Annotated in this window: 13 protein-coding genes; 12 read left to right on the top strand and 1 reads right to left on the bottom strand. The window is 59.5% G+C overall.

What is annotated here, in order from left to right; genetic code table 11:
* The first annotated feature begins 49 nt into the window (after positions 1 to 49).
* The 9 genes from G7066_RS12640 to G7066_RS12600 all read left to right on the top strand — a co-directional run bounded on the left by G7066_RS12640 (position 50) and on the right by G7066_RS12600 (position 10,719).
* Positions 50 to 631 (top strand): hypothetical protein, encoded by a 582-nt coding sequence (locus tag G7066_RS12640; RefSeq protein ID WP_166331450.1) that lies wholly within the window; start codon positions 50 to 52, stop codon positions 629 to 631.
* Positions 632 to 731: 100 nt separating this feature from the next.
* Complete coding sequence (locus G7066_RS12635) at positions 732 to 2,582, top strand: RCC1 domain-containing protein (protein ID WP_205881450.1); 1,851 nt, start codon at positions 732 to 734, stop codon at positions 2,580 to 2,582.
* Between the two features lie 82 nt (positions 2,583 to 2,664).
* A complete protein-coding gene (locus G7066_RS12630) occupies positions 2,665 to 3,174 on the top strand; it encodes a signal peptidase I (RefSeq protein WP_166331448.1) in 510 nt (169 codons plus the stop codon).
* Between the two features lie 26 nt (positions 3,175 to 3,200).
* Positions 3,201 to 4,265, top strand: a complete 1,065-nt coding sequence (locus G7066_RS12625; protein ID WP_166331447.1) for a hypothetical protein — start codon at positions 3,201 to 3,203, stop codon at positions 4,263 to 4,265.
* Positions 4,262 to 6,097 carry a SpaA isopeptide-forming pilin-related protein gene (locus G7066_RS12620; RefSeq protein WP_166331446.1) on the top strand — a complete coding sequence of 612 codons (1,836 nt, stop codon included), beginning with the start codon at positions 4,262 to 4,264 and terminating at the stop codon, positions 6,095 to 6,097. Before G7066_RS12625 ends, G7066_RS12620 begins: the two co-directional genes overlap by 4 nt.
* A 63-nt stretch (positions 6,098 to 6,160) precedes the next feature.
* Entirely contained in the window at positions 6,161 to 7,573 is a 1,413-nt protein-coding gene (locus G7066_RS12615; protein ID WP_166331445.1) for a SpaH/EbpB family LPXTG-anchored major pilin, read from the top strand.
* Between the two features lie 179 nt (positions 7,574 to 7,752).
* Positions 7,753 to 8,652 carry a class C sortase gene (locus tag G7066_RS12610; protein ID WP_166331444.1) on the top strand — a complete coding sequence of 300 codons (900 nt, stop codon included), beginning with the start codon at positions 7,753 to 7,755 and terminating at the stop codon, positions 8,650 to 8,652.
* Between the two features lie 159 nt (positions 8,653 to 8,811).
* Positions 8,812 to 9,969 (top strand): CAF17-like 4Fe-4S cluster assembly/insertion protein YgfZ, encoded by a 1,158-nt coding sequence (gene ygfZ, locus G7066_RS12605; RefSeq protein WP_166331443.1) that lies wholly within the window; start codon positions 8,812 to 8,814, stop codon positions 9,967 to 9,969.
* Between the two features lie 9 nt (positions 9,970 to 9,978).
* Positions 9,979 to 10,719, top strand: a complete 741-nt coding sequence (locus G7066_RS12600; protein WP_166331442.1) for a phosphoglyceromutase — start codon at positions 9,979 to 9,981, stop codon at positions 10,717 to 10,719.
* 86 nt (positions 10,720 to 10,805) lie between these two features.
* On the opposite strand, the gene G7066_RS12595 is transcribed toward G7066_RS12600, so the two are convergent.
* Positions 10,806 to 10,994, bottom strand: coding sequence for a DUF3073 domain-containing protein (locus G7066_RS12595; RefSeq protein ID WP_166290408.1), 189 nt, complete (start codon positions 10,992 to 10,994; stop codon positions 10,806 to 10,808).
* A gap of 376 nt (positions 10,995 to 11,370) precedes the next feature.
* On the opposite strand from G7066_RS12595, the gene G7066_RS12590 reads away from it, so the two are divergent.
* The 3 genes from G7066_RS12590 to G7066_RS12580 are packed head-to-tail and all read left to right on the top strand — an operon-like array spanning position 11,371 to position 14,108.
* On the top strand, positions 11,371 to 12,684 hold the full coding sequence (locus G7066_RS12590; protein ID WP_166331441.1) for an LPXTG cell wall anchor domain-containing protein: 1,314 nt from the start codon (positions 11,371 to 11,373) through the stop codon (positions 12,682 to 12,684).
* Between the two features lie 21 nt (positions 12,685 to 12,705).
* Entirely contained in the window at positions 12,706 to 13,974 is a 1,269-nt protein-coding gene (locus tag G7066_RS12585) for a hypothetical protein (protein ID WP_166331440.1), read from the top strand.
* A complete protein-coding gene (locus G7066_RS12580; RefSeq protein WP_166331439.1) occupies positions 13,968 to 14,108 on the top strand; it encodes a hypothetical protein in 141 nt (46 codons plus the stop codon). Before G7066_RS12585 ends, G7066_RS12580 begins: the two co-directional genes overlap by 7 nt.
* The last annotated feature ends 16 nt before the right edge of the window (positions 14,109 to 14,124 follow it).

The raw sequence follows: 14,124 nt of genomic DNA, 5'->3' as shown, positions 1-14,124 counted from the left end.
TGACTCACGGGATAGCACCCCCGCGGGCAAGCGACGAAACAAGTGGACCTTGCTCGCTACCGCAGGCATTTTTCTGCTTGCCACCGCGCTCACAACGGCCGCCGTGTTTCGAGACAACGCCTTTCTCGGCATGGGTGATGTTATTACAAGCAAACCCTTCTCGATTGGCCTCGTTGGGCAGAACAACCGGGTTCAGCAAATCGGTGCCGACTCCACCAGCTACACCTTTGACGGTAAGGATTTTTTGCCTGGAGCGACCCACAAAGTCAGCGTTCGTGTTTTCAATAACTCGCCCGAGACACAGGCAAGCCTGGGCATGTCGGTGAAGCCCGTGGCGGGGGTGCTTGACGATCTCTCGGGGTTTGTGCGTGTGAGCGCGAGTGTGAACGGCAGCACAGTATTTGGCAATCCTGCTTCTCCAACGGCAAGCACACAGCTCACTCCGGCCACCGCGACAAACGTGGTGACCCTCGACAGTCGCGGACGCGCTCAACTCGCAAACGGTGACACCTGGGTAGCCGGCACCAACGCAAATAGCTCCGTTGTGGTCGACCTGTGGTTCACATTCAAGGACGACCTCACCACAACACAAAAGAGGTCTCTCAATGGGGCAGCGCCAAGTTCACGCTGACCTTCTCAGGAACATCGGTAGGTGGGTAGTGCGTTACAGGATGCATAGAACGACGCTCAGGGGCCACAGCACCACACTGCGGCGGGGCCTCTTCGCGGCAATGAGTATTGCCGTTGTGGCAGCCCTCGCTTCACCCCTGTCAATGACACAGGCTGGGTTCATCGATGTGGTTCACGCCGACGCTGTGCTGCAGACCGAAAAGAAGCCGGTGGTGAATTACTTCGGCCAGAACACACTCTCCGCCGCGTCTGGCGCGGTCGTTGGTAGCGACGGGTCAGTTTGGGTGACGGGCTACCGTCCGCGCTCAAACGCCAGCAGTTTGAAGTGGGCCGGAGGATACGCCGGTAACGGCAACGATGCTTCTCTGACCACTGGCGCTCCGGTCGCGGTGACGGGGTTTGGGGCTAAAGGCATGAAAGCGGTTAAGGTCGCTGCCGCCTCAAAAACGGGATCCAATACCGCCGCAGAGGCGTTTGCCGCTCTCACTGGCGACGGGCGTGTGTTCGGGTGGGGATCCAACTATGCGGGCATGCAGAATGTGCAGAACGTCTCGACGAAGTTTCAACTGACACCGACCGAGATCGTTGTGCGGAACTCCGATGGTGTCAAGCAAAAGATCGTTGATCTGCAATCAGCGCACCAGCAGTTTTTTGCACTCACAGACGCTGGGGAACTGTACGTGTGGGGCTACACGGGATGGCAGACTCGATCGGGTGTTGTGATGCCCGATTTTGGATCGGGCCACATCTTGTCGACTGACAAACAAGCTCGCGAAGAGGAATCAGCCGCCTGGGGTGCTCCCACTCTTTTCAACTCGCGGTTTTTTGACCGCTACATAGTGCCCTACGAGTCAACAACCTGTACTCAGCACCCTGTTGGTGGTGTGATCAGCGGTTACGACGCGGGGTCAGCGGCCAAGAAGGTGCACTCCATGTCAGTGGGTGCCAATGGTGGTCTGCTCGTCACACAAACGGGGGTTGTGTACAGCTGGGGGTACAACACCCTTGGTGTCGGCAGCTTCTACGCTCAGACGCGGGACTTTGCGAATCAAAAAACCAGCTTCGGTATCTTCTCGCAGATGGACTGCCCACGGGTGGCCTTTGGGGTGAACTCGGTAGTGAACACGAAGTACTCGAGCGCAGAACTCGCAGCGGGATGCGCAGGGACTGTGAGCGCAGTTGATCGTGTGTCGGCCACCTGCCCAGTTCGGCAGGTCGGATCACGCGACCGCGCTAACCAGATGGTGCTGCAAAACGGCGAGCTGTACACCTGGGGTACCGGCAGAATGGGCACACTCGATGTGCGCAAGTATCTCGGGCGCACTCCGAGTGCCCTCAGTATCAACCATCCCCTGTACACGGTTCTTGAGTGGGACGGGCCGGTGCAGGAGTGGCCGAGCTCGAACGCGCAGGAGAACGACGGCGACTACCCGGTGAAAGTCGACGCCGTTAGCACCACCGGCGATCCCGCGGTCACGACCTCCCTTTCGGCCATGCGCCTCGGGGTGCGCGAAGTCGCCAACGGTCTCGACCACACGCTTCTGCTGATGGCAGACGGCACTGTGTACGGTTACGGTTCTGACAGTTTCTGCCAGGCGACCGGCATCGCCGACAGCGTGGGCGGGGCAACCTGCAAGACCAGGGCCGCCACGGCCGTACCGACACTGAATACCTCGCTCAGCAAGGTTGGTAAGGCCTCGCAAATCGCAGCGGGCACCTGCTGGTCGTACGCGACAACACCAGATGGAAAGCTCTATGGCTGGGGTGGCCGCTACGCTCGCGGGTCGTACGACACCACCGCCGAGGCGTATGGCTGCGCTGCCGCTGATCCCGCAGCGCTTACAGCGTACGGTGATCACCTCCCAACCTCGAACACCAGCGATCCCTACGGTGATACCGATGACGAGGCAAACACCCGCATCCCGACGATTGAGTTGGTGTGGAAGTGGTAGCGCGCGACGCTGAACTTCCGACGCTCAGCGCGGGTTTGCGCGTCTATGCGCGCATCAGATCGACGCTGTTGTGGGTCTTGTCATGCCTGGGCGCGCTCTGCATCATTGTTTTTCTCGTGGGAGTGATCGGTGGTATCAGACCCTCGGTGGTGATTTCGGGGTCGATGGAACCAACGATTCACACGGGGATCTCACCTTTGCGCGCACGATTCCCTCGAGCGACGTCAAAGTTGGCGACATCCTGACCGTTGAGCGCCCGAACAATCAAGGCCAGGTCACACACAGGGTGGTTGCGATCCAAGAGGTGAAAGGTGGCCACTCCTTCACGCTGAAGGGGGACGCCAACCAGGTCAATGATTTCGATAACTACCTGTTTGCCGAGGTCGGAGAGGTGATCGGTTGGATCCCCTACGTCGGCTACCTGGCGTTGGCGCTGAAAAGCAAGATCGGTTTGGCCGTGGCGATCGCCGTTCTGGTGGGGCTCCTCATCCTCACCATCATGGATCCGCAGAAGCTCAGGTCAGACAAGAGATCCGACGGCAAACCCGCCGACACACATTCCGAAGAGTTGAACCCCGTTCAAGCCGCGTAGTCACAACGTACACCTAGGAGAAGAAGATGCAGAGCATGCAGCACACGTCCACCGGGGACGGGCGCATCCGCCGTTTTGGGCGTTTCGCCGCTGTCGCGGCCATCATTATGGGGCTCCTGGTGATCCCTGCTGCAGCTCAGGCAGGGTTTAACGATGACTACGAGGGGTATCGGGTGTCGACCCTCTTTGACGTGGGCAACGGCACAACGGCAGGTGTGGTGAGTGCTTCGGGCGACTACGCAGCCTACATCGCAAACTACAACTCAGTCGTGATCAGACACTTCACGGGTCCCGGTGATGACGACTGGGAAACCGCCACCCTCACTCCGCCGCCGACAATGCAGGGAACGTTTGCTCGGCGTGTGGTTGTTGATGCGGCAAATGGGCGCGCGGTTGTGACGCCGAACCCCAAGAACTACGTCAAAGCTGGCGGATTTTCAGAGACCACCGCAGAGGTGTATGTCTATCGTTTGAGTGGCACTAACACCTGGACCTACGAAAAGACGTTGACCGTAGATGAGCCGGTGGGTGCTGAGAACAGGGCATCGTTTGGTCTCCGGCTTGAGGTGAGCGGTGACGTGGCCGCGGTTTCTGCAGAGAGCGCCGTTCGTGCGAGTGGCATCGGTAACGGAGCCGTCTATCTCATCAATTTGGTGACCGGGGACTGGGCCAGGGTCGAGCACAATCTCGCAAGCACTAACGAAGAGTTTGGCATGTCGACCGCGTTCAACGGGACAAAACTTGCCGTTGCCTCCCCAATGCCCGTGAGCACCTGTGACCGCTACGGCACCGGGGTTGCTGACACCTGCCGTCTCGGTAAAGTCACACTCTTCGATGTGAGCGGCGTGCAAGCAACAAACCCGCGTGTGATCCAAAACCCCATGGACCCCAAAACGTTCCATCCCTCAGGAGTGACGACGGATCCGTTCAGTACGGTGCTGAAGTTTGCAGAAGGCAAACTGTTTGTCTCTTCGTCTCAGGAGATTAACTTCACCAGCGACGACCCGCTGATCCTGTTGGCGGTATCTACTCGAGTGCGTTCCACACCGGCACAACAACTCAGGGTGCCATTTACATCTTTGATGACGTGACGGGCCTGCAACTCGGGGGCAAAATTATCCCGCCGCGGTACCACTACAACGCGGCCGTGAACTTTGACGTGCGAGACGGCAAGCTGGTCATGAGCTCAATGAACCGCAGCGGGGGCCAGTTCGAAAAGGGTGAACTGCTCTTCTATGACCTCGCTTCGCTGAACTACGTGAGCGGCGATGTGAACAACCGGCAGCAGCCGGTTCCAGAGGTCGAGTTTCGACCCGATGGGCTCTCCGAAGGAGCTCGCTTCGCCTTTCACTACGGCAACATCGTCATGACCAATGGCAGGGTGTTTGTTCCTTACACCAACGCTAAGACTCTGTACGTGCTTGAGCCAGTGCGAAAACGGTCGGCATCCCTGAATGACGTCACTGTCGTCTATGGGCAGGGTGGCACCGTTTCTGCCAGCTTAGACAGCGCTGGAAAGGACGGCGGTACCGCGGCTCTCGCCATTGACTCGGTGCTGCGCGACACCGTCACAGTTGCGGGGTATGCGGCGAACTTTATACTGCCAAACGCGGGCAACAGTTACCTCGTGGGTACGCACCCGATGAGCGTCAGCTACACCGGTCCGAGTGGTTCGAGCGCCGTGGTCGCCAATGCAAACCTGATCGTCACAAAAGCCAGCACCGCGATTGCTCTGAGCCCGTTGGAGTTGAGCGGTGACACTCAGATAGGTGTGACCACAACCATCCGTGGGCAGGTGACCGCGCAGTACGGCACTATTCCAACCGGCAAGGTGACGGTCACGGTGAACGGCGGTAATGCGGTCGAGGCAACACTCGATGCCAACGGACGTTTTGTGGCCGAGCTGACCGGACAGCAGAGCAGCAGCCTCGCCTATGTGGTGACCTACTCGGGTGACGCAAACCACTTGACCTCAACGGTGAGTGAATCAACCACCGCTCCGGCACCGCCCGCAAGCGCGGCCTGGTCCGTCGCGAAGTCGGCGACCGTCAATGCGCTCACTCCCGCCGGTGGTGTTGTGAAACCCGGTGATGTCATTGACTACGAGGTGACGGCGACCGCCGGCACCCGTGACATTGATGATGTGGTGCTGACTGACGATCTGAGTGGGGTGCTCGGTGCTGGAACATTCGTTCCCGGATCCGCGACGCTCACCATCGGTTCGGGATCGGCCGTTAGCGTTGCCAATCCAGGTGCTTCTGACCTGCTGAAGACCGTCGCTGCAGACCTGCCAGCGGGTGAAAAGATGACGCTCAAATACCGCGTTGTGGTTGATGATGATGCGTGGTTTGAGTCACTCACCAACACGGTAACGGCAGCGGGAGCCACCACCCCGACCAACTGTGTCGCGGGCGCCTCACCGATGCCGACGGAGTGCTCGACGACTCACGTCACCGGTGCGCTGTTCGAGGTGAAAAAAGTCTCTCGAGATGTTGGTGGGGCAGTGACTCCGCTGACGGGAGCCTCGTTTGAGGTGTTGCAGGACGCTGCGGGAACACCGGGTACGGTGCTCACAACGCTCACCGAAGAGAGCGGCAACCCGGGAGTCTTCAAACTCAAAGGTCTGCGACCCGGCACCTACTGGCTCAGTGAGGTGTCGAGCCCCGCGGGCTTCACCTTGTTGCCGGAACCCGCCAAGTTTGTGCTCAGTGACACGGGTGTGCTCACGCTTGCAGAGCCGACCAAACACAGCCAAATGAGCGTGGATAAGTGGACGGTCACAGTTGTTAACTCGGCACCCGTGGCGCTACCCCTCACCGGCGGATTCGGCTCGCTGCCCTATATCGGCGCCGGCGTCCTCCTCACACTCGTGGCTTCGGGACTGGCGCTGAACACGCGTTACCGAAGTCGCAAGACCGCCTAACCCTCGCGGTTCTTCCCCCAAGTGTCCCGTTTTCACGGGTCAGTCAATATCCAAGGAGAAATAATGCATTCCCCCAGAAAACGGAACGGAACGTTCAGACTGCTCGCGGCACTCGTCGTGGGTGGTGCGCTCATGGTGAGCGCAGGTGTGGCAGCGTCGGCTGCACCGACCATTGACCCGACCAAAAACGATGCTTCGATCACTGTTCACAAGTACGAAAAGCCGGCAACCGCAACGGCTCTTCCCAACGACGGCCGCGAGATCAGCCCGTCTGACCCTGTACTCAGCGGCCTCACGCCACTGAATGGCGTTACCTTCACCGCTAAAAAGGTGAACGGCATTGACCTCTCGACCAATGCGGGCTGGGAAGCTCTCAAGACGCTCACTCCAACGAACCTGGGTGGACACACGTTGGGAACTGCTGCCACACAGGTGACTGCTGGTGGCGGTGTCGCAACGTTCTCGAATTTGGCCGTCGGCCTCTACCTGGTCGAAGAGACCGTCACACCCTCCGGGTACCTTCCGGCAGAGCCCTTCCTTGTGACAGTTCCCATAACTGATCCTGCCAACCTCAACGACTGGCTTTACAACGTTCACGTTTACCCGAAGAACGCTACCTTTGGTGACAAGAACGAGAAGACCGTTGACGACACCGGCAAGGTGAAGCTCGGTGACGTGATTACCTGGAACATTTACGGCGAGATCCCCGACGCCGCAGTCATTGACGGTTACCGCATCGTTGATCCGCTCGACTCCAAGCTGAGCTACACAAACGGCACGACCATTGTGAAGTTTGAGAAGAGCGCAACGACTCTCGCTGAAGGCACCGACTACGTGCTCACAGAGGCTACGTCAGGCACCCCTGCAAAGACAACCGTCACCATTGATTTCACAGTTGATGGCAGGGCTAAGCTCGTTGCCGCTCGCGCCGCTGACGCGACTGATCGTGTGCAGGTGACCATCCCCACAACAGTGAACACCGTGGGCACGATCGAAAACACCGCACTTGTCTACCCCAACGCTGCGAGCTTCTCGATTCAGCCTGGCCAGCCTGGCGGACCGGTCAACCCAAGCGAAGAGACACACTTCGGCGATCTGCTGATCGAAAAGGTTGAGGCAGGTAAGTCAACGGTCAAGCTCAAGGACGCAGAGTTCCAGATCTTCAAGACGCGTGCAGACGCGATTGCGCGCACAGGCCAGATCGAGGTCGGAGGTGCCACCACCTTCACCACAAACGCCTCCGGTCAGATCATGCTCACCGGTCTTCGTGTGTCGGACTGGGCAAACGGAGAGCGCGTTACCTCGGCCGACCCCGGCTACCAGAGCTACTGGCTGGTAGAGACCAAAGCCCCCGCGGGCTACTCGCTGCTCGCTGAGCCATACGAGGTTGTTGTCAACGATTACGTCGCGGGCAAAACAACCCCGATTACACGATCGAGGATGCTCTCAATAACGGTGGTTTCACCCTGCCGCTGACCGGTTCAGTGCTTTCCGCGAGCCTGTTTTACGGTGGCGGAGCGCTCATCATTGCTGGTGTGGTGTTCATGATCGTTCGTCAGCGTCGACTGCAGGCTGCTAAGGCCTAGTCGCTCCAGAAGCCGTGGGCAAGGATCCTTGTGCGCAGGGATCCTTGCCCACGGACGAATGCGCAAGTCATGAAACTGATGTTCTCGGGTAAAAGCGCCGTGCTGAAGCGACTGAAATCGGTGACGCTGCAGCGCGTCATCATGATGGCCGTCGCGGTCGTTGGAGTTGGCATCGCGGTGTATCCACCGGCGGCGAGCTGGCTCACGGATCGTGCACAACAAAGCCAGATCGATGCCTACGCCAAGCACATAGAGAGCGCCTCTTCAGACGAACTCGACGGGCTTCTGAAGAAGGCGCGAGATTACAACGAATCGCTGCCGAACGGCCCACTGCAGGACCCCTTCTCGGCCTCGGGAGAAACCCCCGAACTGGCGACCCGCGACTACCTCAAACAGATGAAGGTCGTCGACACCGACGTGATGGCAGAGCTGAACGTGCCCAGTGCCAAAATCAATCTGCCGATCTACCATGGCACTGGCGCCAGTTCGCTAGACAGGGGGGTGGGGCATCTCTTCGGATCCTCTCTCCCTGTTGGTGGCGAGGGCACACACTCTGTGCTCACCGGGCACTCGGGGCTGCCGAACGGCGCCATGTTCACGAGCCTGCACGGTGTGAAAAAGGGCGATACCTTCACTATCTCGGCGCTCGGCGAAACGATCTACTACCGAGTCGATCAGATCAAAGTTGTGCTGCCCGACGACACGACCCATCTCGCTCTCGAAAAGAACAAAGACCTTGTGACGCTCATTACCTGTACGCCAGTGAACGTCAACACGCACCGCTTGCTGATTCGAGGTGAGCGGATTCCCGCTCCCACGAAGAAATCTGAACTCGTGTCGGCCGCCACTAAAGCCGAGTTTCCCTGGTGGATCTTTCCGCCCATCGTTGTGCTCGGTGGCATTTCGGCGATCCTGTTCTGGCCCAACAAGAAGGTTCGTCAGCAGCGCCGAGTTGCCCCCAGCGTTTGATAGACTGACACCATGCTTCTTGCTCTCGAACTTTTCTTTCTCGGGCTTCTTGGTCTTGCATCGCTGGCGATCGCCTGGGTGTCGGGAACAGTCATCTACAAGCTGTTCAAGGGGCAGCGCTAGTTCGTTGCTTCTGACTGCTCCGCGGGTGCGTGAACGATGAATCCGTTTCTTGAGCTGCCCGGGGCCGTTGCGGACGCCGAAGTCGGTGTTGCCGCGCACTTTGGTGAGCCACTGCCCGAGCAGCGTGCGCTCGCTGCCGGAGACGCGTTCGTTGATCTCTCTCACAACGGCATCGTGGTGGTGTCGGGTGAGGATCGGCTGAGCTGGCTGCACTCGATGACGAGCCAGCAGCTCACTGGTTTGCGCCCTGGCGAGAGTGTGGAGACGATCCTGCTTGACCCGAACGGTCGGATAGAGCGGGTCATCCGCCTTGTTGACGATGGTGAGCGAGCCTGGTTGCTCGTTGACGCGGGATCGGCCGAGCCGCTCGCCGCGTTTCTTGTCCGCATGCGTTTTGCGCTGCGGGTGGATGTGCAAGACGTGTCTGCGGAGTACGCGGCCATACTCGCGTTTGAGGGAGCCGCGGCCGGAGCGTTGCGTTCGCTGGGGCCTGCTGCCGAGTGGCGCGATCCCTGGGCGAGTGTGGCTCGTGGCGGTGTTCAGTACGCGCACGGCGAGCACGCCGGGGCCGATTGGTCTGCGGTGCAGTTTGTGTTCGCTCGGGATCAGCTCAGCGCCGTTGCCGCGTTGGCGCGATCCGGCAGCGTGCGAGTTGCGGGCCTCATGGCCCTTGACGCCCTCGAGGTGAGAGCGTGGCGTCCCTCGCAGCACGGCGAGGTCGATGCGCGCGCGATCCCACACGAACTCGACTGGATGCGCACCGCGGTTCACCTGAATAAGGGTTGCTACCGGGGGCAGGAAACGATCGCGAAGGTGCACAACCTCGGGCACCCGCCCCGTCGCCTGGTGCTATTGCACCTCGATGGCTCCGGTGGGGAACTGCCCGTGCCCGGTGCGCTTGTGTATCGCGAGGGTGAAGCGCAGGATCCCGAATCTCGCCCCGTGGGCCGTGTGACTCGGGCTGTGCTGCACTACGAGTGGGGTGGCATTGCGCTTGCACTGCTCAAGCGCGCGGTGCCCGAAGATGCCCCGCTCGAACTGCGCGCTGGAGAGACCGGTGCCGAGCCAGGCAACGTAGAGGGCCAGCGCATTGCCGCCAGTCAAGAGATTGTTGTGCCCGCTGACGCTGGCAGAACCCGCACCATTGAACCGACCGTGCGCCTCACTCCGCGGCGCGAAACACCGACCGGATAGGCTGGAAATATGACACACACCCTGATCTTGCTGCGCCACGGCCAGAGCGAATGGAACCAGAAAAACCTCTTCACCGGATGGGTCGATGTGCGGCTCACTGAGAAGGGTCGAAGCGAGGCTGCGGCCGCCGGCGAGCTGCTTGCCGAGGCGGGCATGCTGCCCGACGTGCTGCACACCTCGATGCTGAGCCGTGCGATCCAGACCGCAAACCTGGCGCTGGACACCGCGGACCGGCTGTGGATTCCCGTCAAGCGTTCGTGGCGACTGAACGAGCGCCACTACGGTGCTCTGCAGGGACTCGATAAGGCTGAGACACTCGAGAAATACGGCGAGCAGCAGTTCATGGAGTGGCGCCGATCGTTCGATACGCCTCCGCCCGTGCTCGACGATTCGAGTGAGTGGTCGCAGGCAAACGATCCGCGCTATGTCGGTATCGACGGCGTACGTCCGCAGACAGAGTGTCTCAAGGACGTGATTGATCGCCTGCTGCCCTATTGGGAATCGGAGATTTTGAGTGACCTCAACGCAGGTAAGACTGTGCTAGTCACCGCACACGGCAACTCGCTGCGTGCGCTCGTGAAACACCTTGAAGGTATCTCTGACGAAGACATCGCGGGTCTCAATATTCCGACGGGTATGCCGCTGGTTTACGAGATCAACGAAGATGGTACGGTGACCGGGCCGGGCCGGTACCTTGACCCAGAGGCCGCCGCAGCTGGCGCTGCCGCGGTTGCGAGCCAGGGGCGCTAGGCCACGGCCGTTCGTTTACGGACGAACAACAAATATCCGAGTGGACCGGTCTAACCAGTCCGCTCGGATATTTAGCTGCAAGACGTCTAGCGTTCGTCGTCTTTGTCGTCGTCGCCGTACTTCTCCGCGTATTCGGCCCAGGCGTCCTCTTCGGTTCCTCCCGAAGACGGCGTTCCTAGTTCTCGCTCAAGCGCAGAGTAGTTCGTGTCAGGACTGAAATACTTCAGCTCCCTGGCGACTTTGGTGTGCTTTGCCTTTTGACGGCCGCGCCCCATGCGTGACCCCCTTACACATTCAGGTCCCGCGGACTAGAGCCGGCGAGACAGGTACCAATAAACATAGACGTATAGAGCAGATTCTAGCATGAGAGAGTCTGTGACTAGCCTTGCCATGAAGAGGTGGGGGAGCCAGGTGTCAGCCACATGTCTGTTGTTTTCGGCGAACAACTGCGCAATCGTGCAGATCTGCGCCACAAAAGACCTCAAACGATGCCGTCAATTTTCTCTGAGCTTATGAAAGTGATATGTTTACTCGGTCCCCTGTCAGGGTGGGGGTTTAGGTAGAAATACCTGAACTGGGGGTCAGATAGATAGCAGTGTTCTGATTTGTTCAAGGTGGCGACACGGCTGACCCCAACACGGAGAGTTCAAAATGAAGTTTGTAAAGCACGCTGCTGTTCTGTTGGCGGCATCGGCCTTTGTTCTCACTTCTGGCGTTAGCGCCGCGAATGCTAATTCAGATGCATCGACCGGCGGCGAGACCGCAATTTCAGAAGCGACGACGCCTGCTTCACGTGGAAGCATTTGGGTCGACAACAACTTCAAGGTTGTTCCGAGCGCTGAGGGCTTCACGATGTCTTTCAGCTACACAAGCGCTCTCTGGGGTACTGACAGCTCGCTTAAACTTGGCGTCTACGCCGCTGATGCGCCTCAAGACGTCACGGCCTGGAACGCGGAAGGCGTCGGGGCTGCTGCAGCATTCCCAGGGATCGAGCAGGCCATGGCTGACCTTACCCAGGAAGTAAAGAGCCAGGATCTTACCTTCCGGAAGAGCGTTGAAAAGACGGTCTCATTTAAGCCCTCCGGTGCCTATTCAGTCATGCTGTTTGAGGTGAGCAAAGACGGTGCACGGTTCTTGGCGGGTGCGAGGGTCGACGTGACCCCAGCAACGCCAGAGGTGCCCTCGTTTGATTCCAAAACTTTTACCCTTACTGTCCCCGAATCTAACGAGTTCACTTACCGAGATTCAACCGGCAAGATCTGGGCTCCGGGTCCGCATGTCATTGTGGCTCCAGTCAAGCTGACTGCCGTGCCAAACCCCGGTTTCGAGGCGGCTTCGGAGGCCCCGACGGAATGGCCGGAGTTCGTGCCCGAGGTGAAGCCCGCTCCCGAGACAAATCCTGAAAAGGAAAAGGGCCCGAACGGCAGCAAAGACAAATCGACTGAAACCGGAAAAGACAAGAACACCGACGAAAAGACAACAACAGGCGGGGGTACTCCTCCATCCTCGGCACCCAACGAGAACCAGCTTTCGCCGGCGCTTGAAGGTAAGGTTGGCGCACAGCCAACAGCCGTTGCAGGTGCACAGGTCAAGATTTTTGTTGGAACTCAGTTTGCTGGCAAAGAGGTTGACGTCTATGTCTTTTCCGAGCCGACCTACCTTGGGCGTCACAAGGTTGACTCCGATGGCAACGTCACGGTTACGCTTCCCGCCGGTCTGACCGGTTCGCACCGTCTCGCCGTCTACGACGGCGGAGAGTTGATCGGCTGGAACCGCATCATTATCGGTGACTCCACCGACGGGTCTACTGGAACAGGGTTTGTTGCTGGCACCGTCACCACCTCGCGACTGGCCGCAACCGGTTCCGAGACGGCGGGGACTTTCGCGCTCCTGGCAGCAGGAAGCGTTGTGCTCGGTGCTGCAAGCCTCTTGGTTCGGCGCCGTGCGCGTCGCAGTGTTGCCTAAGCCTTTACTGGTCAGCTACCAATGAGAACAACCGGATCAGGTGTTGATCCAGATGACGAATGGGAAAGCCCGTTTCCCTACCTTGGGTTCACCGACCCGCAGTCGGAGACCCAAGAAGATGAGACTGAGTTGACCGACACCCCTCCGGTAAACGCGGTCGAAGAAGTCACTCCGATTGTGCTGCCTGAGCCGGTTCTGCCCGAGCCCGTCACGCCCGAGCCGAGCCCCATCGAAAACGATCACAGCGCAGACTGGTTTGAGCGTGCAATCACCGCCGCTGATCCCGAACCAACCGTTCAAGAGCCTGCACCTCTTGAACAAACAGAGCCGGTTGAGCCAGACGCCACCCAGCCCGAGGTGCCTCAGCCCGACCCAGAACTGCTGACTTCGATTCCCGCACCGCCTTCGTGGCCGAGCCCTGCGACGAAGGCACGTCGCAAACGGCCAGTGGGTCTCGTCGTTGCCGTTCTCGCTGTTTTGCTTGCATTCGGTGGCGGCTACGCGTTGCGTGCGGTGATGGCACCGTCCGTTGTCGACGCAATGGGTATGCAGCAGTCAATCAAAGCTGCGCCCAAGACGGTGAAGACCTACCTTGATGCGCTCGCGAGCGGTGACGCAGAAACCGCTCGCAAGATTGTTGGGGCGGGCCCAACCGAGCCGCTGCTGAGTGAGGAGGTGTTGAAGCGGTCGAACGAATTAGCGCCGTTCTCGAATGTCTCGGTTGGTGAGCCCGTCGAATCTGGCGAGCAGGTTGAAGTTCCTGCGAAGTTCACGGTGGGGGATACTCCGGTCGAACGCACATTTCGACTCTGGAACACCTCGGGTGGTTGGCAACTCAACGACGGTTTGATTCCTGTGCCGCTCTCCTCGTTGAATGGTTTTGGAGTGACGCTCAACGGCGTGGCTCCAGAACAGGCTGAGGCTCGTGTGTTTCCCGGCACGTACCAGCTTGGGTTGAACCAAGACGCTTTTGTCTTCGGCACGGATGCCGATGTGATGCTGATCGCGACCCCAGAGCAGGCCGCGGCTCTGGGCGCACTCCAACCGACCGCCACACCAGACACCACGGCGCGCTTCAGCGATATGGTTCGCGCCTCTCTGGACGAGTGCATCGCGATGACAACTCTGGCGACACCCTGCGGACTCGACGTGTCGGCCAAACTCAATGACGGGGCAACCCCATTGAGGGCACGGTTCGTCGCTCGCTCGATATCGAGGGTAAAGCAGCGCTCGATTCGCTCATTGTTCAGCTTGATGCAGCCGCACCGGGAACCACTTACAGTGTGTTGAACGCTCAGGTGAAGACCCGGCTCGAGGCAGAGAACAACGGTTCCAGGGTCTCCGGCGAGTTGCTCTACGGCGGGCAGCTGCTGACCCCGTACGTCGATTTCACCGCTGATTCTCCCGCGGTCGTTTGGAAGTAGTTGCCACCCGACCTCT

Source organism: Leucobacter coleopterorum, assembly GCF_011382985.1.
GTDB classification, from domain to species: domain Bacteria; phylum Actinomycetota; class Actinomycetes; order Actinomycetales; family Microbacteriaceae; genus Leucobacter; species Leucobacter coleopterorum.
This window is presented reverse-complemented; position numbering and strand designations above follow the sequence as displayed.

Coding starts and splice junctions, on each gene's coding strand:
- G7066_RS12630 (WP_166331448.1), top strand. CDS start 2,665: ATGCCTGGGCGCGCTCTGCATCATTGTTTTTCTCGTGGGAGTGATCGG.
- ygfZ (WP_166331443.1), top strand. CDS start 8,812: ATGAATCCGTTTCTTGAGCTGCCCGGGGCCGTTGCGGACGCCGAAGTC.
- G7066_RS12615 (WP_166331445.1), top strand. CDS start 6,161: ATGCATTCCCCCAGAAAACGGAACGGAACGTTCAGACTGCTCGCGGCA.
- G7066_RS12595 (WP_166290408.1), bottom strand. CDS start 10,994: ATGGGGCGCGGCCGTCAAAAGGCAAAGCACACCAAAGTCGCCAGGGAG.
- G7066_RS12585 (WP_166331440.1), top strand. CDS start 12,706: ATGAGAACAACCGGATCAGGTGTTGATCCAGATGACGAATGGGAAAGC.
- G7066_RS12600 (WP_166331442.1), top strand. CDS start 9,979: ATGACACACACCCTGATCTTGCTGCGCCACGGCCAGAGCGAATGGAAC.
- G7066_RS12625 (WP_166331447.1), top strand. CDS start 3,201: ATGCAGAGCATGCAGCACACGTCCACCGGGGACGGGCGCATCCGCCGT.
- G7066_RS12590 (WP_166331441.1), top strand. CDS start 11,371: ATGAAGTTTGTAAAGCACGCTGCTGTTCTGTTGGCGGCATCGGCCTTT.
- G7066_RS12610 (WP_166331444.1), top strand. CDS start 7,753: ATGAAACTGATGTTCTCGGGTAAAAGCGCCGTGCTGAAGCGACTGAAA.
- G7066_RS12635 (WP_205881450.1), top strand. CDS start 732: ATGAGTATTGCCGTTGTGGCAGCCCTCGCTTCACCCCTGTCAATGACA.